Here is a 20,527-nt window from a genome sequence, read left to right as displayed (position 1 = left end):
ACACACAGTCGCGCCAGCCACAAGCTGCCCGCCAGGCCAGCGGGCAGCCCGTCGCTGGCCTGGCCGGGCGGCCGAAAAGCCAGAGCCGCACACCCGGCGGAGCCGAGCTGCGCCCGGGCTCTCCCAGGCCTGGCGAGACGTCCCACGGTCTCGCGAGGCCGCCCGGGGCCTGGCGAGACCGTCCCGGGCACCGCGAGACCGTCCCGGGCACCGCGAGCCTTCTCCGGGCTCCGCCGCGTGACGACGCACGCGTAGTGCGGCCATCGACCGCCTGAGTGGTCTATGGTGGTTGCGGCGGGTCCGGGAAGAGACTCATCCGAAGTGCCGGCTCAGGGGTTTGCCGGCCGCGCTGGATTCAGAGACGCCCCCACTTGTCCTCCCGGGCCCGCACCACGCGGCTCTACCGCACCCCGGCGGCGTCCATCCCCCGCAGCTCCTTCTTCAGCTCCCCGATCTCGTCCCGGATCCGCGCCGCCAGCTCGAACTGCAGCTCCCGCGCCGCTCCCAGCATCTGCTCGTTCAGATCCTGGATGAGCTGCGCCAACTCGGTCCGGGCCATCCCCTCGCGAGCCGGGCCGGACCCCGCGCCGCGCGCCTTGGACCGGGTCTCCGGCACCGGCGCCTTGCCCCGCGACATCTGCCGGCCGGCGCCGCCCACGACCACCGAGTCGGTGTCCTCGGCCTCGCGGTAGATGTCGTCGAGAATGTCGTGGATCTTCTTGCGCAGCGCCTGCGGCACGATCCCGTTCGCCTCGTTGTGCGCTATCTGCTTGGCGCGGCGGCGGTCGGTCTCCTCGATCGCGTCCCGCATCGACGGGGTGATCTTGTCGGCGTACATGTGGACCTCGCCGGACACGTTTCGCGCGGCGCGCCCGATGGTCTGGATCAGCGACCGCCCGCTGCGCAGGAAGCCCTCCTTGTCCGCGTCGAGGATCGCCACCAGCGACACCTCGGGCAGGTCGAGGCCCTCGCGCAGCAGGTTGATGCCGACGAGCACGTCGTAGTCGCCCTTGCGCAGCTCCTTGAGCAACTCGACCCGGCGCAGCGTGTCCACCTCGGAGTGCAGATAGCGGACCCGGATTCCGTTCTCCAGGAGATAGTCGGTGAGGTCCTCGGCCATCTTCTTGGTGAGCGTGGTGACCAGGACCCGCTCGTCCTTCTCGGTGCGCAGCTGGATCTCGTGCATCAGGTCGTCGATCTGACCCTTGGTCGGCTTGACCACGACCTGCGGGTCGACCAGGCCGGTCGGCCGGATCACCTGCTCGACGAACTCGCCCTGCGCCTGCTCCATCTCCCAGTTGCCCGGGGTGGCGGAGAGGAAGACCATCTGGCCGACCCGCTCCAGGAACTCGTCCCACCGCAGCGGCCGGTTGTCGGCGGCGCTGGGCAGCCGGAAGCCGTGCTCGATCAGGATCCGTTTCCGCGAGGCGTCACCCTCGTACATCCCGCCGATCTGCGGGATGGTGACGTGCGACTCGTCGATGACCGTGACGAAGTCGTCCGGGAAGTAGTCGAGCAGCGTGTACGCCGGCTCGCCGGGCCGCCGGCCGTCCATGTGCATCGAGTAGTTCTCGATGCCGTTGCAGAAGCCGACCTGGCGCATCATCTCGATGTCGTAGGTCGTGCGCATTCGCAGCCGCTGCGCCTCCAGCAGCTTGCCCTGCCGTTCCAGCTCGGCCAGCCGGTCGGCCAGCTCCGCCTCGATGTCGCGGATCGCCCGCTCCATCCGCTCCGGGCCGGCCACGTAGTGCGTCGCCGGGAAGATGATCAGCTCGTCGACCTCGCGGACCACCTCGCCGGTGAGCGGGTGCAGATAGTAGAGCTTCTCCACCTCGTCGCCGAAGAGCTCGATGCGGACCGCAAGCTCCTCGTACGCCGGGATGATCTCCAGCGTGTCGCCCCGGACCCGGAACGTGCCGCGCTGGAAGGCGACGTCGTTGCGCGTGTACTGGATGTCGACCAGGCGGCGCAGCAGCTTGTCCCGGTCGATCTCGGCGCCCGCCTTCACCTGGACGGCGCGCTCGATGTACTCCTGGGGGGTGCCCAGGCCGTAGATCGCGCTCACCGTGGCCACCACCACCGTGTCGCGCCGGGTGAGCAGCGACATCGTCGCGGAGTGCCGCAGCCGCTCGACCTCCTCGTTGACCGAGGAGTCCTTCTCGATGTAGGTGTCGGTCTGGGCGATGTACGCCTCGGGCTGGTAGTAGTCGTAGTAACTGACGAAGTACTCGACGGCGTTGTTCGGCAGCAGCTCCCGGAACTCCTTGGCGAGCTGGGCGCAGAGTGTCTTGTTCGGCGCGAGCACCAGCGCGGGGCGCTGCAACCGTTCGATCAGCCAGGCGGTGGTCGCGCTCTTGCCGGTGCCGGTGGCGCCGAGCAGCACGGTGTGCCGGTCGCCGGAGCGGACCCGCCGCTCCAGCTCGTCGATCGCCGCGGGCTGGTCACCGGCCGGCTGGTAGTCGCTGACGACCTCGAACCGGCCGTCGAGTCGTGGGATGTCGAGCGCCATGCCCACCACCGTACGTCGGGGGTGTGACAAGTTCCGGCACCGCCCGGCGGACGCCGGGGGCCCTTGTCGCCCCGGCCGTGCCGATGGTGCACATTCCGCCCTCCCGCGCCCGTTGTCGGGTCTTTCCGGCGCCACCTACCCTGGCGGGGTAGGCCGCTCGCGGCGGCCGACGCGCGCGGTCCGGATCAGCCAACGATCCAGCCGCGCCGCACCGTGGTCGATGCGCCCCGACACCTGGCGAGCGCACCCGCGGGGGCCGCGCGGGACGCCGGCCGGCCGCCGCGAGCGCCGTTCCAGGCACGGCGCCCCGAGGAGCAGCGCCGGGTGCGGAAACCAGGCCGGCGGCGAGAGAGCAGGGCAGGCTGGGACCGCGGGGCTACAAGATCGCCGTCCCGGGGGCCCGCGGGCCGACGGAAGGCCGGCCCAGAAGAGCACGGAGACAACAGGCCGGAGAGGCGGCTGGTCAGAGGCTCGGCGGCTGCCATCCGGTGGCGAGCGCCCAGTCGTCCGCCGCCCGCGCCTCCTCGTCGAACCACGGCTGCTTGGCCTCCGCATACCCGGCCCGGTCGGCGAACCGCAGCGCCAGCTCGGCCTTCGCCGCCGCGTAGGCGTCCCGCGCGGCCGGCACCGCCCGCAGGTGGTCCCGCATCAGCAGGGCGAACCGCCAGCCCGGCGACCCGGCCACCCGAACGTGCAGGATCACCGGCCGCCCCGGGTCCGCCGAGCCGTGCATCCGCTTGGGCCAGGTCTCCCCCGGCAGCCCACGCGCGTTGTCGGCCCACTCGCCGGATCGGCGCGGGAACCCCGCCGCGCCGAGACGCTCGGCGAGCGCGTCGGCCTCCGGCAGGGTCCGGACCGAGAGCATCAGGTCGATGATGTCCTTGGCCGGCAGGCCGGGCACCGCCGTCGATCCGATGTGGTGCACGTCGACCGGGCCGAGGTGATGCCGGATCCGGGCCAGCAGCCGATCGGCGGACGGCGACCAGGCCGGATCGGGCGGAACCACGCGCGGCTCCGGCGACTTGCGGGCGGCCCTGCGCAGGCGCACATTCTGCTCGAAGCCCACCAGCCGGTCGCGCCACAGCGCGTCGACCCGGGCGTGCAGTGCCGCCAGGTCGTCCTCATTGGGAAGGAGCACGTCGGCCGCGGCCTGCCGGGTGGCGTCGTCGGCCTGCGCGCCGATCCGGGCGGCGGCCTCCGCCGCCGACATGCCGCGGTCGCGGACGAGACGCGCGATGCGCAGCTCACGCTTGGCGGTGACGACTATCACGAGGTGGTACGACGGAGCCAGCCCCGTCTCCACCAGCAGCGGCACGTCGTTGACCACGATCGCGTCCCGTGGCGCGGCAGCGGCCAGCTCCGCGGTGCGTGCCCGGACCCGGGGGTGGATGATCCGCTCCAGCCTGCGGCGGGCCTCCTCGTCGCCGAAGACCTTCGCCCCCAGCGCCGGCCGGTCCAGCGTCCCCTCCGGAGTGAGCACACCGGACCCGAACGTGGCCGCGATCTCGGCGAGCCCGTCGGTGCCCGGCTCGACCACCTCGCGAGCCAGTCTGTCGGCGTCGACGATCACCGCACCGCGCTCGGCGAGCCGTGCCGAGACGGCGCTCTTGCCGGCGCCGATGCCACCCGTGAGACCGACCATCAGCATGGGTTCAGTATCCCGGCCCGCCCCGGGCCCGTCGCGCCGAGCCGGGATCACACCCGGCGAAACCCCACCATCCGAAGTCAGGACCCGGCGAGCCAGCCCGTCCGGGGTCACGACTGGGCCAACCGCACCACGCGACGTGGCGGCGTGGCGAGGGGCCCGCCGTCCACGGACGCGACCCGGCGGACCCCACATGCGGAAAGACCGCCCCGGCGGGAGCCGGGACGGTCTTTCTCAGTTTCTTACCGGAGCAACCGGGTCGGTCAGCTCTTGCCGCCGGCCAGCTTCTCGCGCAGGGCGGCGAGAGCCTCGTCCGTGGCCAGGGTGCCCGCGGGCTCCTCGGCGGCACGCGCCGGGGCCGACGAGCTCGAGGTGGAGGACGACGTGGTCACGCCGCCGGCCGGAGCCGGGTTGAGCGCGGCCTCGGCGTCGGCGTCGCGGGACGCCTGCACCTGCTTGGTGTGGGCCTCCCAGCGCTCGCGGGCGTCGGCGTACTGCTTCTCCCACGTCTCGCGCTGCTTCTCGAAGCCCTCGAGCCACTCGCCCGTCTCGGGGTCGAAGCCCTCCGGGTAGATGTAGTTGCCCTCGGCGTCGTACGTCGCGGCCATGCCGTAGAGGGTCGGGTCGAAGTGCTCCTCGCCCTCGACGAAGCCCTCGTTGGCCTGCTTGAGCGACAGCGAGATCCGGCGACGCTCCAGGTCGATGTCGATGACCTTGACCAGGACGTCGGAGCCCACCTGGACGACCTGCTCGGGCAGCTCGACGTGCCGCTCGGCCAGCTCGGAGATGTGCACCAGGCCCTCGATGCCGTCGTCCACGCGGACGAAGGCGCCGAACGGAACCAGCTTGGTGACCTTACCCGGGACGATCTGGTTGATCGCGTGGGTCCGGGCGAACTGACGCCACGGGTCCTCCTGCGTCGCCTTCAGCGACAGCGAGACGCGCTCGCGGTCCAGGTCGACGTCCAGCACCTCGACCTCGACCTCCTGGCCGACCTCGACGACCTCGGAGGGGTGGTCGATGTGCTTCCAGGAGAGCTCGGAGACGTGCACGAGGCCGTCCACGCCACCCAGGTCCACGAAGGCGCCGAAGTTGACGATGGAGGACACGACGCCCTTGCGGACCTGGCCCTTCTGCAGCTTGTTGAGGAACTCGGTGCGAACCTCGGACTGCGTCTGCTCGAGCCAGGCGCGGCGGGACAGGACCACGTTGTTGCGGTTCTTGTCCAGCTCGATGATCTTCGCCTCGAGCTCGCGGCCGACGTACGGCTGGAGGTCGCGGACGCGACGCATCTCGACCAGGGAGGCCGGCAGGAAGCCACGGAGGCCGATGTCCAGGATGAGACCACCCTTGACGACCTCGATGACCGAGCCGCGGACGACGCCGTCGTCCTCCTTGATCTTCTCGATGGTGCCCCAGGCCCGCTCGTACTGAGCGCGCTTCTTCGAGAGGATCAGACGGCCTTCCTTGTCCTCCTTGGTGAGGACGAGGGCTTCGATGTGGTCACCGACCGACACCACTTCCGCGGGGTCCACGTCATGCTTGATCGACAACTCACGCGAGGGGATGACGCCCTCGGTCTTGTAGCCGATGTCGAGCAGGACCTCGTCCCGATCGACCTTGACGACGGTGCCTTCGACAATGTCGCCGTCGTTGAAGTACTTGATGGTCTCGTCGATGGCCGCGAGGAAAGCTTCCTCAGAGCCGAGGTCGTCGACGGTGACCTTGTTGGCGCTCGAGGTGGCCTCGATGCTGCTCGTCATGTGGACAGTTGCTCCGAACGGATGGATTCGTGGTGTCTCCCGCGCTCGGCGGAACTGCCGCCGGCAGCGGCACGAACGAACGAGACGACCAACCCAGGAGCAGTCAGATCATTACCAGTCGATCATGCCGAGACCGGCGACCACGGAACCTGCTCCCTGCCGAGGCACACGTTCCGCGAGCGCATCGACTAGCTTACCGTGCGCATTACCACAGGTTGCAAGCCCTCCTGAGGACCGCGGCACATTGTTGGCGCGGAACCCGTCAGCATGCCCGATTTGGGGTGATTCTGGGCGCCCGACGCGCCTGTCGTACCGTGGTCGGGTGACCGAGATCCCCACGATCGAGACGTCCCCGCGCCCGAAGCCCGCGCCGCGCCGGGTGACCGAGGACGAGACGCGCCGCGCCAACCGCTCGTGGTGGGACCTCGACGCCGATGACTATCAGGACGAGCACGGCCAGTTCCTCGGCGACGTGGACTTCGTCTGGTGCCCCGAGCGGTTGCGGGAGGCCGACGCGCGACTGCTCGGCGACGTACCGGGGAAAATGATCCTGGAACTCGGCGCCGGCGCCGCGGCCGGAGCCCGGTGGCTGCGCCAACAGGGCGCCCGGGTGGTGGCCATGGACCTCTCGGCCGGGATGCTGCGGCACGCCGCCGAGGCGGCGGTCCGCAGCGGCGTGCGGGTGCCGCTGGTCCAGTCGGACGCGCTGGCGCTGCCCTTCCGCGACGCGTCCTTCGACATCGTCTGTACGGCGTTCGGCGCCATCCCGTTCGTCGCCGACTCGGCCGCCGCGATGCGGGAGGTGGCCCGCGTCCTGCGACCGGGCGGCAGTTGGGTGTTCTCCGTCACGCACCCGATGCGGTGGATCTTCTGGGACGAGCCGGACGAGAGCGGCCTGGTCGCCCGGAACTCGTACTTCAACCGCTCGCCGTACGTGGAACGCGACGAGCGGGGCCGGCTCACCTACCTGGAGCAGCACCGCACCCTCGGGGACCGGATCCGCGAGCTCGTGGCTGCCGGTTTCGTGGTGCGCGACCTGGTCGAGCCGGAGTGGCCGGAGGGGCACGAGCAGACCTGGGGCCAGTGGAGTCCGCTGCGCGGCCGCCTGTTCCCGGGCACCGCCATCTTCGTCTGCGACCTGCCGGCCTGAGAGCGGTTTCGCCGCGGACCGCGGGGGTAACCGCCGGCAATGGCGGAGAAGGACGTGAAGAAGGGTGACAAAGTCACCTGGAAGAGTCACGGCGAGAACGTCCACGGCACCGTCGAGCAGAAGGTCACCGAGCGGACCGAGGCGGCCGGCCGGACCGTGGCCGCGTCCCCGGAGGAGCCGCAGTACCGGGTGCGCAGCGACAAGAGCGGCCGGGACGCGGTGCACAAGCCGGGAGCGCTGAAGCGTGACTGACGTGTACGCCGAGTTCCGCGAGACGGTCGACATGAGCCCCGCCGACCTGCGGAAGTGGCTCGACAGTCACGACCCGATCAAGGACTAGCGGCTCTGTCCCGCGGGCCAGGCGAGGCCGCGCCGCGGCGCAGGAGTTGTGCCGTGCCCATGGCCTGCGCCGTGGCTCCAGGGCTGCCCGCCGTGGCTCCAGGGCTGCCCGCCGTGGCCCGAGACCCGCGGCGTGGCACGGGCGGCACCACGGCGTGGCCCGGAACCGGCGTGGCCCGGAACCGGCGTGGCCCGGAACCGGCGTGGCCCGGAACCGATGTGGCGAGATCGGACCGGGGCCGTGAGCGGCGGACCTACGCCGTGTGCAGCAGCCCGGCGAGCAGGATCAGCGTGGCCGGGACGGCCCGGTAGTAGACCCAGGTGCCGCGGCGGTCGCTGTCCACCAGGCCGGCCTCGCGCAGGATCCGCAGGTGATGGGAGATGGTCGGCCCGGTCAGGTGGAACGCGCTGCTCAGATCGCAGACGCAGATCTCACCGCCGGGCGCCGAAGCGATCATCGAGAGCAGCCGGAGCCGGACCGGATCGCCCAGCGCCTTGAACATCGTGGCGAACGTGGTGGCGCTGGAGGCCTCCAGCGGGGCCACGCCGAGTCCGGTGCCGCCCTCCGACGACGCTGGAGGGACGGCTGTCAGAGTCACGCGCGGGGTCTGCTCCATCGACATCGATCGGCTCGACATCGGTCCAGAGTGGCAGATCCGGGCAAAGCAGGTTCGCCCCGGGGTGCCCGAAAAGCTCCGGCCGCCGCGGAGAGGCCCGGGTCGCCGGAAAAGCTCCGGGCCCTGCCGAGAGGCCCGGGTCGCCCGAAAAGCTCCAGGCCCCACAGCGAGGCCCGGGTCGCCCGAAAAGCTCCGGGCCCCCGGGAGAGAGAGGCCGGGGCGGCCTGGCGAAGCTGCGGCCGGACGGCGCCCTCAGTGATCCGCGCCGTTCCAGTCCCGGCCGGTGCCGACCGACACGTCCAGCGGGACGGCGAGCTGGTAGGCGCCGCCCATCTCGCGCCGGACCAGCTCCTCCAGCGCCTCCCGCTCCCCCGGCGCCACCTCGAACACCAGCTCGTCGTGCACCTGCAGGAGCATCCGGGAGGCGAGACCGGAGGACCGGAGCGCCTCGTCCACCCGCAGCATCGCGATCTTGATGATGTCCGCCGCGGAGCCCTGGATCGGCGCGTTCAGCGCCATCCGCTGGGCCATCTCGCGCCGCTGCCGGTTGTCGCTGCTCAGGTCGGGCAGGTACCGGCGGCGGCCGAGGATGGTCGCGGTGTACCCGTCCTTGACCGCCTGGGCGACCACCGACTGCAGATACTCCCGCACGCCGCCGAACCGCTGGAAGTACTCCTCCATGAGCGCTTTCGCCTCGTCGGTGGAGATCGTCAGCTGGTTGGACAGGCCGTAGGCGCTCAACCCGTACGCCAGGCCGTAGTTCATCGCCTTGATCTTGCGGCGCTGGTCGGCGGTGACCTCGCCGAGCTCGACGTGGAAGACCGAGGACGCGGTGGCGGCGTGGAAGTCGGCGCCGGAGTTGAACGCCGCGATCAGCGCCTCGTCGGCGGACAGGTCCGCCATGATGCGCATCTCGATCTGGCTGTAGTCGGCCGTCATCAGCTCCTCGAAGCCGCTGCCCACGATGAAGGCGCGGCGGATCCGGCGGCCCTCCTCGGTTCGGATCGGGATGTTCTGCAGGTTCGGGTCGGTGGAGGAGAGCCGGCCGGTGGCGGCCACGGTCTGGTTGAACGTGGTGTGGATACGCCCGTCGTCGGAGACCGACTTGAGCAGCCCGTCGACCGTCGATTTCAGCTTGGCCATGTCGCGGTAGCGCAACAGGTGGGCCAGCAGCGGGTCCTCGGTCTTGATGAACAGGTCCTGCAGCGCGTCCGCGTCCGTCGTGTACCCCGACTTGATCTTCTTGGTCTTGGGCAGGCCGCGCTCGACGAAGAGGATTTCCTGCAGCTGCTTGGGCGAGCCCAGGTTGAACTCCCGGCCGTGCACCGCGTGGGCCGCCTGCTGGGCCGCCTTCACCTCGGCGGCGAAGTGCGCCTCCAGCTCGGAGAGGTATTCCGTGTCGGCGGCGATGCCCTTGCTCTCCATCTCGGCGAGCACCACCGAGAGCGGCTGCTCCACCTCGGCGAGCAGGCGCTGCGACTCGCCACCGTCGCGGGACAGCTCGGCGGTCAGCACGTCGGCCAGGTCGAGGGTGGCCCGGGCGCGCAGCATCACGCCTTCCTCCGCCGCGGAGTCCGTGCCGTCGCCGTCGAAGGAGAGGGCGAGCTGGCCGTTGTCGGCGGCCGGGGCGTCGACCTTGAGCTCGCGCTTGAGGTAGCGCAGCGCCAGGTCGGTCAGGTCGTACGCCCGTTGGTCGGGCTTGGCCAGGTAGGCCGCCAGGGCGGTGTCGACGGTCACGCCCGCCAGTTGCCAGCCGTGGGCCCGGAAGGCGAGCAGGGCCGGCTTGGCGTCGTGGATGACCTTGGGCCGGGCCGGGTCGGCGAGCCAGCCGGCGACCGCGCCCTCGTCTGCCTCGTCCAGCGCGGCCGGGTCGAACCAGGCGGCCGGGCCGCTGCCGGTGGCCACCGCGACGCCGGTGACCTGGCCGGTGCCGCGGCCGAAGCTGCCGGTGACGGCGACGCCGACCGGGGCCGCGGCGGCATGCTCGGCCAGCCAGCCGGCCACCTCTCCGGCGCGCAGCATCCGGCCCTCCAGGTCGAAGCCGGACTCGGCCTCCGGCTCGACCGCTTCCAGGTACGAGTAGAGCCGCTCGCGCAGCACCCGGAACTCCAGCGCGTCGAAGAGCTGGTGCACCGCCTCGCGGTCCCACCCGCGCCAGCGCGCGTCCTCCGGACGCAGCGTCAGCTCCAGGTCGCAGACCAGCGCGTTCAGCTCGTAGTTGCGCATCACCTCGGCGAGGTGGGCGCGCAGGCTCTCACCGGCCTTGCCCTTGATCTTGTCGGCGTTGGCGATCACGCCGTCCAGCCCGCCGTACTCATTGATCCACTTGGCGGCGGTCTTGTCGCCGACGCCGGGCACGCCGGTCAGGTTGTCGCTGCTCTCGCCGACCAGGGCGGCCTTGTCCCGATAGCGCGCGGGCGGGACGAAATACTTCTCCTCGATCGCCGCGGGCGTCATCCGGCGGACGTCGGAGACGCCCCGCCCCGGGTAGAGAATGGTGACGTGCTCGCCGGCGAGTTGGAACGCGTCCCGGTCGCCGGAGGAGATGAGCACCTCCATGCCGGCCGCGCGGGCCTGGGTGGCGAGGGTCGCGATGACGTCGTCGGCCTCGTAGTTCTCCTTCTCCACCACCGGGATGCGCAGCGCCTCCAGGACCTCCTTGATCAGGCTGACCTGGCCCTGGAACGGCGCCGGCGTCTCCGAGCGGCCCGCTTTGTACTCCGCGTACTTCTCCGTGCGGAACGATTTCCGGGAGAGGTCGAAGGAGACCACGATGTGCGTCGGCTTCTCGTCGCGCAGCATGTTGATGAGCATCGAGGTGAAGCCGAACACCGCGTTGGTCGCCTGGCCGGTGACCGTGGAGAAGTTCTCCACCGGCAGCGCGAAATATGCCCGGTAGGCCAGCGAGTGGCCGTCCAACAGCAGCAGGCGGGGGGTCGTCACGTCGTCGCTCACGTCCAGGAACTCTAGACCCGGCGTACGACAGGAACGCCGACCGCCCCGCCCGCTTTACAGCACCTTGCTCAGGAATGCCTTGGTACGTTCCTGCCGTGGATTCGCGATGACCTCACCCGGCGGGCCCTTCTCGACGACCACGCCACCGTCCATGAAGACCACCTCGTCGGCCACCTCCCGGGCGAAGCCGATCTCGTGGGTCACCACGATCATCGTCATCCCGTCCCGGGCCAGGCCCTTCATCACCTCGAGCACCTCACCGACCAGCTCCGGGTCGAGGGCGCTGGTCGGCTCGTCGAAGAGCATCACCTTGGGCCGCATCGCGAGGGCCCGCGCGATCGCCACCCGCTGCTGCTGGCCGCCGGAGAGCTGCCCCGGGTAGCTGCCCACCTTGTCGGCCAGGCCGACCCGCTCCAGCAGGCCCAGGGCGCGGTCCCGCACCTCGGCCCGGTTCTCCCGCTTGACCCGGCACGGGGCCTCCATGACGTTGTGCAGGACGGTCATGTGCGGGAACAGGTTGAACCGCTGGAACACCATGCCTATCGACTGCCGCTGCCGGGCCACGTCCCGCTCGCTCAGCTCGTGCAGCTTGCCGCCGCGCTCGCGGTACCCGACCAGCTCGCCGTCGACCAGGATCCGGCCGGCGTTGATCTCCTCCAGGTGGTTGATGCAGCGCAGGAACGTCGACTTGCCGGAACCGGACGGGCCCAGCACGCAGCTCACCCCGCCCTGCGAAACGGTCAGATCGACACCCTTGAGAACTTCCAGAGAACCGAACGACTTGTGTACGTTCTCGGCCCGCACCATCTCGGTCATGTGATCCGCCCGCCCTGCTCGACCTGGATGTCACGCAGCCGCTGCCGGGCCCGGCCGGCCGTGCCGTACCCCTTGCCGAAGTGCCGTTCCACGAAGAACTGGATGATCATCAGCACGCTGCAGATGATCAGATACCAGATCAGCGCGGCGACCAGGCAGGGCAGGACCACGAAGGTGCGCGCCTCGACCTGCTGCAGCTGGAAGAACAGCTCCCCGGTGACCGGCACGTAGGCCACCAGCGAGGTGTCCTTGACCATCGCGATCACCTCGTTGCCGGTCGGCGGCACGATCACCCGCATCGCCTGCGGCAGCACCACCCGGCGCAGCACCTGGCCGCGGGACATGCCCAGGGCCACCGCGGCCTCGGACTGCCCGGTGTCGATCGACTGGATGCCGGCCCGCACGATCTCGGCCATGTAGGCCGCCTCGGACAGGCCCAGCGCGATCATGCCGGCCACGAACCCGGCGAGCAGGTCCGTCGACTTGATGCTGAAGATCTGCCCGTCGAAGTTGTCGATCCCGAACAGCTTGCCGATCTGCTCGTCGAAGGGCAGGCCGAAGCCGATCCGGGTCCACAGGATGTTCAGGTTGCCGAAGATCACCGCGAGCACCAGGCGCGGCGCGGCACGGAAGAACCAGGTGTACGCCCAGGCGACCGTGGACAGCACCTTGTTCGGCGAGAGCCGCATGATCGCGATCACGATGCCCAGGCCCACGCCGATCAGCATCGAGAAGACGGTGAGCAGCAGGGTCCCGCGCAGGCCCTCCAGGACCGGCTCGGTGAACATCACGCCGCGCTTGCCCGGCGCGTACGAGGAGAAGATGAACGACCAGCGGAAACCGGCGTTCGTGAGGATCAGGTGCAGGAACATGGCGACGAGCACCGCCAGAACGGCTATCGCCACCCACCTGCCGGGGTGCCGGACGGGCACGGCCTTGATCGCCTCAGGCCGCGGCCGCCCGGCCGGTGTCGGTTGCGTCATCCGAGGTCGACGCTCAGGCCTGCGGGTTCACCGCGGGCGAGTCGATCCCGCCGGCCGTGACACCCCACTTGTCGAGGATCGACTTGTAGGTGCCGTCGGCGATCAGGGCCTTGACCGCCTCGGCGATGACGTTCGCGAACTCGGTCTGGTTCTTGCCGACCGCGTAGCCGTACGGCGCCGAGTCGTAGATGTCGCCGAGCAGCGCCAGCTGGCCGCCGGTCTGCTTCACCGCGTACGCCGCGATCGGGGAGTCGGCCAGCATGGCCTCGTCCTTGCCGGTCACCACGGCGTTGGTGGCGTCCGACTGCGCCTGGTACTGGTCGACGGTGATGGCCGGCTTGCCGGCGTCGGTGCACTTCTTCGAGCGGGCCTTGATGTCGTCGGCCTGCACGGTGGCGGTCTGCACGGCGATCTTCTTGCCGCAGGCGTCGTCCGGGTTCAGGGTGGCGCCGGCCTTGGCGGCCCACTGGGTGCCCGCGGAGAAGTAGGAGACCATGTCGACCTCCTTGAGCCGGTCCGGGTTGATCGTGAAGGAGGAGACGCCGACGGTGTACTTCCCGCTGCTGACACCCGGGATGATGCTGTCGAACTTGCCGGCCCGCCACTCGGTGGTCAGGCCCAGCTTCTGCCCGACCGCGTTGAACAGGTCCACGTCGAAGCCGACGATGCTCTTGCCGTCGGTGTCGACGAACTCGTTCGGCGCGTACGTCGAGTCGGTGCCGACGACCAGCTTGCCGGCGGCCTTGATGTCGGCCGGCACCTTGCCGGCCAGGCCGGTGTCCGCGGAGGCACTGGGCAGCGACGCGGAGCCGGTGGACGTGTCCTCGGACTCCGAGCCGCAGGCGGTCGCGGACAGCGTGAGCGCTGCCGCGGCGGCCAGACCGAGGATCGCCCGGCCGGGGTGGCTGCGGAACATGGTGACTCCTTGGTGAAGTTCGGGGGTGGTCCGGCTGGATATTGCCCCGTCGGGCCGGGATTGGGAAGCCCATCGCCCGGCACTGTGAGGTTTCCGCCGGACGGCGTCGGCCGGATCGGGCTGACCGATGGGTAAGGTTACGACTACGCAACTGTCCTGTTGCAGGCGCACTTTGAACCTAGTGCAGCGGTCTCCGGCTCATTAAGTTGCCTCCATCAGCGTCATGGCAGTGGGGCGGCACCCCGTACCCACCGCAGCTGGACAAAGGAGACTTGATGATCCGCCGCAACTTCGCATGGCGCGGTGTCGCCGTGCTGGGTGCCGCTTCCCTTGCACTGGGCGCGTGCTCTAACGACAGCGACGAGCCGGCCACCGGTTCCTCCTCTGCCGCCACCGTGGCCGCCGGCGACGGCGTGCTCAAGGTCGGCACGCTGCTGCCGCAGACCGGCTCCCTCGCCTTCCTCGGCCCGCCGGAGTTCGCCGGTGTCAAGCTCGCCATCAAGGACATCAACGCGGCCGGCGGCGTGCTCGGCAAGGACGTCGTGCAGAGCGACACCGACTCCGGTGACACCTCCACCGACATCGCCAGCCAGTCGGTGAACAAGCTGCTCGCCGAGAAGGCCGACGTCATCATCGGCGCCGCCTCGTCCTCGGTCTCCCTGTCCGTGATCGACAAGATCACCGGCGCGGGCGTCGTCCAGATCTCGCCGGCGAACACGTCCGACCAGTTCACGACGTACAACGACAAGGGACTCTACTACCGGACCGCGCCGCCGGACCAGCTGCAGGGCCGCGTCCTCGGCGACCTGGTCGTCGCCGACGGCAACGCCACCGTCGGCCTGCTGGTCCTGCAGGACGCGTACGGCACCGGCCTGGCCAAGTCGGCCCGCGCCGCGATCGAGTCCGGCGGCGGCCAGGTCGTCGCCGAGGAGGTCTACGACCCGAAGGCGGCCGACTACTCCGCCGAGGTTGGCAAGATCAAGGCCGCCAACCCGGCCGCGATCGTCATGATCGGCTTCGACGAGACCAAGAAGATCGTCCCCAAGCTGGTCGAGGCGGGCCTGACCGCGAAGTCCAAGAAGTGGTACTTCGTCGACGGCAACCTGTCGAACTACGGCAAGGAGTTCCCGGCCGGCACCTTCCAGGGCGCCAAGGGCACGCTGCCGGGCGCCAAGGCGACCGACGACTTCAAGAAGCAGCTGCAGACGGTCGACCCGGCGCTGAAGGACTACTCGTACTCCGCGGAGTCCTACGACGCGACCATCCTGACCGCTCTGGCCGCCACCGCCGCCAAGAGCGACGCCCCCGCCGAGTACTCGAAGCAGCTCGCCGCGGTCAGCAAGGGTGGCGAGAAGTGCACCACCTTCAAGGACTGCAAGGCCCTGCTCGACGCCGGCAAGGACATCGACTACGACGGCGTGAGCGGCCCGGTCGAGTGGAACGACGCCGGTGACCCGTCCGAGGCCACCATCGGCATCTACCAGTACGGCGCCGACAACACCTACGCCAACGTGGGCTACCAGTCCGGCAAGATCGGCGGCTGATTCTCCAGCCATCCAGCGAGGGCCCGGCCATTCGGCCGGGCCCTCGCCCTTTTGCGACGCCGGCGGCCCCCGCCGGCTCCCCACACACGCCACCTTCCGGTACGGGCCCGCGCCCTCGTCCCACCGCGGGCCGCCCCGGTGGCGACGCCCGCCGAGGCGGCCCGCGGCCGGAGCCGCCCGGCCACCGCCGGCCGTGGCCGCCCGGCCACCGCCGGCCGTGGCCGCCCGGCTCGGGACGTCCGCCCATCGCACGTCGCTACACACGCCCGCTCCCGGCTGGTGCTCTTGTCTCCCGGCCGGGAGACAAGAGCACCAGCCGGGAGCGTGAGGCGGCCGCGGCCAGGTCGCGAGCCCGCCGCGCCAGGAGACCGCGGGCGTGGTCCGTACACCTGAAAAGGTTGCAGCCCCGGACCGGGAAGCGGTCCGGGGCTGCGGGCGGTCGTGCGGTCAGGCGCGGGCGAGCGTACCCAGGTACAGCTCGATCACCTTCGGGTCGTGCATCAGGTCGCGGCCGCTGGCCGTGTAGGCGTTACGGCCCTGGTCGAGGACGTAGCCGCGGTCGCAGATCTGCAGGCAGCGCCGGGCGTTCTGCTCGACCATGATGACCGTGACGCCGGTCTCGTTGATCTGCTTGGTGCGGAAGAAGACCTCGTCCTGCATGGCCGGGGAGAGACCCGCCGACGGCTCGTCCAGCAGCAGCACGCTCGGCTCCATCATCAGAGCCCGGCCCATCGCCACCATCTGCCGCTCACCGCCGGAGAGGGAGCCGGCCCGCTGCTTGCGGCGCTGGCCCAGTGCGGGGAAGAGCCCCGCCACGAAGTCGAAGCGCTCCTTGAAGCGCTTCGGGGCCAGGAAGACGCCCATCTCGAGGTTCTCCTCGATGGTGAGCGTGCCGAACACGTTGTTGGTCTGCGGGACGAAGCCGATCCCCTTGGCGACCAGCTTGTTCGCCTTCAGGTTGGTGATCTTCTCGCCGCGCAGGGTGACCTCGCCGGACCGGATGGTGACCAGACCGAACAGGGCCTTGAGCAGGGTCGACTTGCCGGCGCCGTTCGGGCCGATGATGCCGACCAGCTCCCCCTCCTTGGCGTAGAGGTCACAGCCGTTGAGGATGTTGACGCCGGGCAGGTAACCCGCGATCACGTCGTCGACGCGGACCAGGGCTCCCTCGGCGGCCGCCAGGTGCTCGGAGCGGTCGTCGACCTTGTTGCTGGACTCGTCACTCATCAGCGGTCGCCGCCTTCTCCTCGGTTACCTCTTCCGCGACCGCTTGGGCGTCGTGCTGGGTGCCGTCGTGGTGGGCGCCCAGGTACGCGTCGATCACCCGCGGGTCGGCCATCACGGTGTCCGGGGTGCCCTCGGCGATGACCTGGCCCTGGCCCATCACGATCACCCAGTCGCTGATGTCGCGGACCATGTCCATGTCGTGCTCGACGAACAGGACGGTCATCCCGTCCTCGCGCAGGCTCTTCACGTGGCCGAGCAGCGACTGGGTCAGCGCCGGGTTCACGCCGGCCATCGGCTCGTCCAGCATGACCATGTCGGGCTGGACCATCAGCGCGCGGGCCATCTCCAGGAGCTTGCGCTGGCCGCCGGAGAGGCTGCCGGCGAAGTCCTCGCGCTTGGCGTCGAGCTTGAACCGGGCGAGCAGCTCGTCGGCCCGCGCGGTGATCTCCTTCTCCTGGTCCCGCCAGATCGCCGGGATCAGCGACTGCCAGAACTTCTCGCCGCGCTGGCCGGTGCCGCCGAGCCGCATGTTGTCGATCACCGAGAGCCGGGACAGCGCCTTGGTGAGCTGGAACGTGCGGACCATGCCCTGACGGGCCACCTGGTGCGCCGGCACGCCCGCGAGGGACTTGCCGTTGAACTCCCACTTGCCCTCGTCGGGGCGGTCGAAGCCGGTGAGCAGGTTGAAGAAGGTGGTCTTTCCGGCGCCGTTCGGGCCGATCAGCGCGGTGATCGCACCCCGCTGGATCTCGACGTGGCCGACGTTGACCGCGGTGAGACCGCCGAAGCGGCGGACCACCGAGTCGGCGACCAGGATCGGGTCCTTCTTGGGCGCGCCCGGCTCGTGCGGCACGTCCTTGAGCGCTTCGGCCGCCCGGGCCACACCGGGGGGCACGGTGGTGTCATCGGCCATCGAGCATGACCTCCTTCTTGTCACCGAAGATGCCCTGCGGACGGAAGATCAGCAAAAGCACGAGGCCGAGGCCGACCAGGATGTAGCCGACCGAACCGGCCTGGTTCGCGTCCATCAGCCAGGTCGGGATGTAGCCCTGGCTGATCAGGGCCGGCAGCAGCGCGTTGACGAACGCGAGCAGGAACCAGAAGATCATCGATCCGACGACCGGGCCGAAGACGCGGGCCGCGCCGCCCAGGATGACGATCGTGTACATGTAGAAGGTGAACTCGGTGCCGTAGGTGTCCGGCTGCACCGCCGCGCGGCTCAGGGCGAAGACGAAGCCGCCCAGCGAGCCGAGCACGCCACCGAGGATCAGCGACTGCATCTTGTAGGACACGACGTTCTTGCCGAGGCTGCGGACCGCGTCCTCGTCCTCCCGGATCGCCTTGATGACCCGGCCCCACGGGCTGCGCATCGCCAGGAAGACGACCAGCAGCGAGACCGCGACGAGGATCCAGCCGACCGTCATCACCCAGAGCTCACGGACGTCGAAGGTGACGATCCCGATGTCCAGGCCGGAGCTGTACGGGTTCAGCGAGTAGAAGTCGTCGGAGAACGCCTGGAGGCCGTCGGAGCCACCGGTCCACTCGCTCAGCGAGACCGACCGGAACAGCAGGCGGACGATCTCGGCCGCCGCGATGGTGACGATGGCCAGGTAGTCGGCGCGCAGGCGGAGCGTCGGGATGCCGAGCAGCAGCGCCAGCACGACCGCGCCGGCCAGTCCGATCACGATGCCCAGCCAGAACGGCGCGCCGAAGGTGGCCACGGTCATCGCCAGGCCGTACGCCGCGACGCCGAGGAACGCCGACTGGCCGAAGTTCAGCAGGCCGGTGTAACCGAAATGCACGTTCAGGCCGATCGCGGCCAGCGCGTACGCGATCATGGTGGCGTTGAACAACGATTCCAGCGAGACGCCGAAGATGATGTCCCAGTTCATCGAGCCTCCCTCAGCCGATCCGCTCGCGGCGGCCCAGGATGCCCTGCGGCCGGAACAGGATGATCACGATCAGCACCACCAGGGCGCCGACGTTCTTGAGCTCGGTCGGGATCCACAGCGTGGACAGCTGCGTGGCCAGGCCGACGACCAGGCTGCCGACCAGCGCGCCGAACGCGGTGCCGAGACCCCCGAGCGTGACGGCGGCGAACACCAGCAGCAGGATCTGGAAGCCCATCTGGTAGTTCACCCCCTGGAAGAGACCCAGCATGACACCGCTGAGCGCGGCCAGGGCGCCGCCGATCGTCCAGACCAGGCGGATGATCGCATCGACGCTGATGCCGGAGGCCGCGGCGAGCGACGGGTTGGTGGCCACCGCACGGGTCGCTTTGCCCAGCCGGGTCATGGTCAGCGCCAGCGACACCAGGAGCAGGACGACGATCGCCACGACGTCCATCACCAGGTTCTTCGGGGCGACCGAGATGATGCCCAGGTCCATGCCGGGCTGCGCGACGTACTCCGCGTACTGCTTGGTGTCGCCGCGGAAGGCGAACAGGTAGACGTAGCGCAGCACCAGCGCCGCACCGATCGAGATGATCATCATGCCGATCAGGCCGGTGCGCCGGTTGCGCAGCCAGCCCCAGAACACCCGGTCCTGGAACCAGCCGAAGGCGCCGCCCAGCACCACGGCCAGGATCCCGGACACCACCAGCGGCAGGCCGACTGTCACGTTGAGCAGGAAGCAGCCCAGCGCGCCGAAGGTGATCAGCTCACCGTGCGCGAAGTTGGTCAGGCCCATGGTGCCGAAGATCAGCGACAGGCCGAGGGCGGCCAGCGCGATGATCAGGCCGAAATGGATCCCTGTGTAGATCAGGTCGAACACCCGGTCCGCCGTCGACGAACCCTCGGGTTCAGCCGGCTTGCTGCCCGGCGCGGCGGCCTGGCCGAGCGGGAACAGCACGTTGCGAGCGGCTCCCTCGAACACGGTCAGGGTCAGGCTGGGCCGCCCGTTCGTGACGGTGACCCCCTGAGGGAGCGTCGTGGTGTCCAGGTCGACCTTGTAGGTGCCGGCTCCCTTGACCGTTACGGACCACTTGCCGTCCGCACCGGAGGTCGCCTTACCGGCCGATGTGCCGCTCTCGTCGGAAACGTTGATCACGACGCCGGCCACTGGCTGGCCTGCGTTGATCAGCGTGCCCTGCAAAGACTCACCCGCGGCCAGTGCGCTCGTGGCGCCGAACCCCAGGGACGTCAACACAAATCCGAGAACGGCCGTGAAGATGATCACGGCTCTACGCAACGATGCTCCTCGTGTTTAGCAGCAGAAATCCCCGCCAGGCGTGTCGCGAAGACTGGCGGGGATCATAGCTTCAGAGAGGAGCCACACAATCGCCCGTAACAAAGCCGTTACTGAGCTTCAACTTCCGGTCAAGGGCCAATACGTGACCGGTGGCTACTCGGCGGGGGCCGCCGCGTCGCCCTCGGACTCCTTGAGGATCCGGTCCGCGACCTCGCGCATCGTCATCCGGTGATCCATCGCGGTGCGCTGGATCCACTTGAACGCCTGGGGCTCGGTCATCGCGTACTTCGTCATCAGCTCGCCCTTGGCGCGCTCCACCGACTTGCGGGTCTCCAGGCGGTCGGTCAGGCCGGCCACCTCGGACTCCAGCGCGGCGATCTCCGAATACCGCGACAGCGCGATCTCGACGGCCGGCACCAGATCCGACTTCTGGAACGGCTTCACCAGATAGGCCATCGCGCCCGCGGCCCGGGCGCGCTCGACCAGATCCCGCTGGCTGAACGCGGTGAGGATGACGACCGGGGCGATCCGCCCGCCGGCGATCCGCTCGGCGGCGGCCAGCCCATCCATGATCGGCATCTTGATGTCCAGAATGACCAGGTCCGGCTTCAGCTCCTCGGCCAGCCGGACGGCGGTCTCGCCGTCGCCGGCCTCACCGACGACGTCGTAGCCCTCCTCGACGAGCATCTCGGCGAGATCCAGCCGGATCAGGGCCTCGTCCTCGGCGATGAGCACCCGCCTGCGCTCGGCACCAGCCTGCGTGTCGGCCACGGAACCTCTTCCCCCAACCCTATTCTGTCGCGACACCCCGGTATCTGGGTGTCACCCTCCCCAGCGTAGTGGGTAGGCTGTCTCTCGCTGAGCTTGGCATCAC

General features: G+C 69.8%; 16 protein-coding genes. 3 read left to right on the top strand and 13 right to left on the bottom strand.

The annotated features are described in order from the left end of the window. Positions 1 to 400: 400 nt before the first annotated feature. The 3 genes from uvrB to rpsA form a co-directional block, all read right to left on the bottom strand. On the bottom strand, positions 401 to 2,509 hold the full coding sequence (uvrB, locus tag Asi03nite_RS16670) for an excinuclease ABC subunit UvrB (protein WP_203680755.1): 2,109 nt from the start codon (positions 2,507 to 2,509) through the stop codon (positions 401 to 403). Between the two features lie 463 nt (positions 2,510 to 2,972). After that, a complete protein-coding gene (coaE, locus tag Asi03nite_RS16665) occupies positions 2,973 to 4,157 on the bottom strand; it encodes a dephospho-CoA kinase (protein ID WP_203680753.1) in 1,185 nt (394 codons plus the stop codon). A 260-nt stretch (positions 4,158 to 4,417) separates the two neighbouring features. Beyond that, positions 4,418 to 5,917: a 30S ribosomal protein S1 gene (gene rpsA / locus Asi03nite_RS16660; RefSeq protein ID WP_239102731.1), complete on the bottom strand. Its 1,500-nt coding sequence runs from the start codon at positions 5,915 to 5,917 to the stop codon at positions 4,418 to 4,420. Between the two features lie 322 nt (positions 5,918 to 6,239). On the opposite strand from rpsA, the gene Asi03nite_RS16655 reads away from it, so the two are divergent. Together Asi03nite_RS16655 and Asi03nite_RS16650 are read left to right on the top strand one after the other, a co-directional pair. Continuing rightward, positions 6,240 to 7,067 (top strand): class I SAM-dependent methyltransferase, encoded by an 828-nt coding sequence (locus Asi03nite_RS16655; protein ID WP_203680751.1) that lies wholly within the window; start codon positions 6,240 to 6,242, stop codon positions 7,065 to 7,067. 39 nt (positions 7,068 to 7,106) lie between these two features. Next, the gene (locus Asi03nite_RS16650; protein ID WP_203680749.1) at positions 7,107 to 7,319 is read left to right on the top strand and encodes a hypervirulence associated TUDOR domain-containing protein; all 213 of its coding nucleotides are present in this window, start codon (positions 7,107 to 7,109) and stop codon (positions 7,317 to 7,319) included. Positions 7,320 to 7,660: 341 nt separating this feature from the next. Here the strand turns inward: Asi03nite_RS16650 and Asi03nite_RS16645 are convergent, their stop codons facing one another. From Asi03nite_RS16645 to Asi03nite_RS16625, 5 genes are all read right to left on the bottom strand, one after another. Then, positions 7,661 to 8,044: an ArsR/SmtB family transcription factor gene (locus Asi03nite_RS16645; RefSeq protein ID WP_373872122.1), complete on the bottom strand. Its 384-nt coding sequence runs from the start codon at positions 8,042 to 8,044 to the stop codon at positions 7,661 to 7,663. A gap of 231 nt (positions 8,045 to 8,275) precedes the next feature. Beyond that, positions 8,276 to 10,978 (bottom strand): DNA polymerase I, encoded by a 2,703-nt coding sequence (gene polA / locus Asi03nite_RS16640; RefSeq protein WP_203680748.1) that lies wholly within the window; start codon positions 10,976 to 10,978, stop codon positions 8,276 to 8,278. A 54-nt stretch (positions 10,979 to 11,032) separates the two neighbouring features. After that, complete coding sequence (locus tag Asi03nite_RS16635) at positions 11,033 to 11,794, bottom strand: amino acid ABC transporter ATP-binding protein (protein ID WP_275409423.1); 762 nt, start codon at positions 11,792 to 11,794, stop codon at positions 11,033 to 11,035. Then, positions 11,791 to 12,777, bottom strand: a complete 987-nt coding sequence (locus Asi03nite_RS16630) for an amino acid ABC transporter permease (protein WP_203680747.1) — start codon at positions 12,775 to 12,777, stop codon at positions 11,791 to 11,793. Before Asi03nite_RS16630 ends, Asi03nite_RS16635 begins: the two co-directional genes overlap by 4 nt. Before the next feature lie 13 nt (positions 12,778 to 12,790). Next, the gene (locus Asi03nite_RS16625; protein ID WP_203680746.1) at positions 12,791 to 13,693 is read right to left on the bottom strand and encodes an ABC transporter substrate-binding protein; all 903 of its coding nucleotides are present in this window, start codon (positions 13,691 to 13,693) and stop codon (positions 12,791 to 12,793) included. A gap of 275 nt (positions 13,694 to 13,968) precedes the next feature. Between Asi03nite_RS16625 and Asi03nite_RS16620 the strand changes: the two genes are divergently transcribed. Continuing rightward, complete coding sequence (locus Asi03nite_RS16620) at positions 13,969 to 15,237, top strand: ABC transporter substrate-binding protein (protein WP_203680745.1); 1,269 nt, start codon at positions 13,969 to 13,971, stop codon at positions 15,235 to 15,237. Positions 15,238 to 15,684: 447 nt separating this feature from the next. On the opposite strand, the gene Asi03nite_RS16615 is transcribed toward Asi03nite_RS16620, so the two are convergent. From Asi03nite_RS16615 to Asi03nite_RS16595, 5 genes are all read right to left on the bottom strand, one after another. After that, the gene (locus Asi03nite_RS16615) at positions 15,685 to 16,464 is read right to left on the bottom strand and encodes an ABC transporter ATP-binding protein (RefSeq protein ID WP_203680744.1); all 780 of its coding nucleotides are present in this window, start codon (positions 16,462 to 16,464) and stop codon (positions 15,685 to 15,687) included. Beyond that, positions 16,457 to 17,377, bottom strand: coding sequence for an ABC transporter ATP-binding protein (locus Asi03nite_RS16610; protein WP_203680742.1), 921 nt, complete (start codon positions 17,375 to 17,377; stop codon positions 16,457 to 16,459). Before Asi03nite_RS16610 ends, Asi03nite_RS16615 begins: the two co-directional genes overlap by 8 nt. Next, positions 17,367 to 18,356, bottom strand: coding sequence for a branched-chain amino acid ABC transporter permease (locus tag Asi03nite_RS16605; RefSeq protein ID WP_203680740.1), 990 nt, complete (start codon positions 18,354 to 18,356; stop codon positions 17,367 to 17,369). Before Asi03nite_RS16605 ends, Asi03nite_RS16610 begins: the two co-directional genes overlap by 11 nt. 10 nt (positions 18,357 to 18,366) lie before the next feature. Continuing rightward, positions 18,367 to 19,641 carry a branched-chain amino acid ABC transporter permease gene (locus Asi03nite_RS16600; protein WP_203680738.1) on the bottom strand — a complete coding sequence of 425 codons (1,275 nt, stop codon included), beginning with the start codon at positions 19,639 to 19,641 and terminating at the stop codon, positions 18,367 to 18,369. Between the two features lie 165 nt (positions 19,642 to 19,806). Then, the gene (locus tag Asi03nite_RS16595; protein ID WP_203680736.1) at positions 19,807 to 20,424 is read right to left on the bottom strand and encodes an ANTAR domain-containing response regulator; all 618 of its coding nucleotides are present in this window, start codon (positions 20,422 to 20,424) and stop codon (positions 19,807 to 19,809) included. Between the last annotated feature and the right edge of the window lie 103 nt (positions 20,425 to 20,527).

Source organism: Actinoplanes siamensis, from assembly GCF_016862395.1.
GTDB lineage: Bacteria > Actinomycetota > Actinomycetes > Mycobacteriales > Micromonosporaceae > Actinoplanes > Actinoplanes siamensis.
Note: the sequence above shows the minus strand (reverse complement) of the source record. Positions and strands in the feature narration are given on the sequence as shown.

Bases quoted from the DNA above. Each gene is read 5' to 3' on its own strand.
- uvrB (WP_203680755.1), bottom strand. From the start codon at position 2,509: ATGGCGCTCGACATCCCACGACTCGACGGCCGGTTCGAGGTCGTCAGC.
- coaE (WP_203680753.1), bottom strand. From the start codon at position 4,157: ATGCTGATGGTCGGTCTCACGGGTGGCATCGGCGCCGGCAAGAGCGCC.
- rpsA (WP_239102731.1), bottom strand. From the start codon at position 5,917: ATGACGAGCAGCATCGAGGCCACCTCGAGCGCCAACAAGGTCACCGTC.
- Asi03nite_RS16650 (WP_203680749.1), top strand. From the start codon at position 7,107: ATGGCGGAGAAGGACGTGAAGAAGGGTGACAAAGTCACCTGGAAGAGT.
- Asi03nite_RS16645 (WP_373872122.1), bottom strand. From the start codon at position 8,044: ATGTCGAGCCGATCGATGTCGATGGAGCAGACCCCGCGCGTGACTCTG.
- Asi03nite_RS16635 (WP_275409423.1), bottom strand. From the start codon at position 11,794: ATGACCGAGATGGTGCGGGCCGAGAACGTACACAAGTCGTTCGGTTCT.
- Asi03nite_RS16630 (WP_203680747.1), bottom strand. From the start codon at position 12,777: ATGACGCAACCGACACCGGCCGGGCGGCCGCGGCCTGAGGCGATCAAG.
- Asi03nite_RS16625 (WP_203680746.1), bottom strand. From the start codon at position 13,693: ATGTTCCGCAGCCACCCCGGCCGGGCGATCCTCGGTCTGGCCGCCGCG.
- Asi03nite_RS16620 (WP_203680745.1), top strand. From the start codon at position 13,969: ATGATCCGCCGCAACTTCGCATGGCGCGGTGTCGCCGTGCTGGGTGCC.
- Asi03nite_RS16615 (WP_203680744.1), bottom strand. From the start codon at position 16,464: ATGAGTGACGAGTCCAGCAACAAGGTCGACGACCGCTCCGAGCACCTG.
- Asi03nite_RS16610 (WP_203680742.1), bottom strand. From the start codon at position 17,377: ATGGCCGATGACACCACCGTGCCCCCCGGTGTGGCCCGGGCGGCCGAA.
- Asi03nite_RS16605 (WP_203680740.1), bottom strand. From the start codon at position 18,356: ATGAACTGGGACATCATCTTCGGCGTCTCGCTGGAATCGTTGTTCAAC.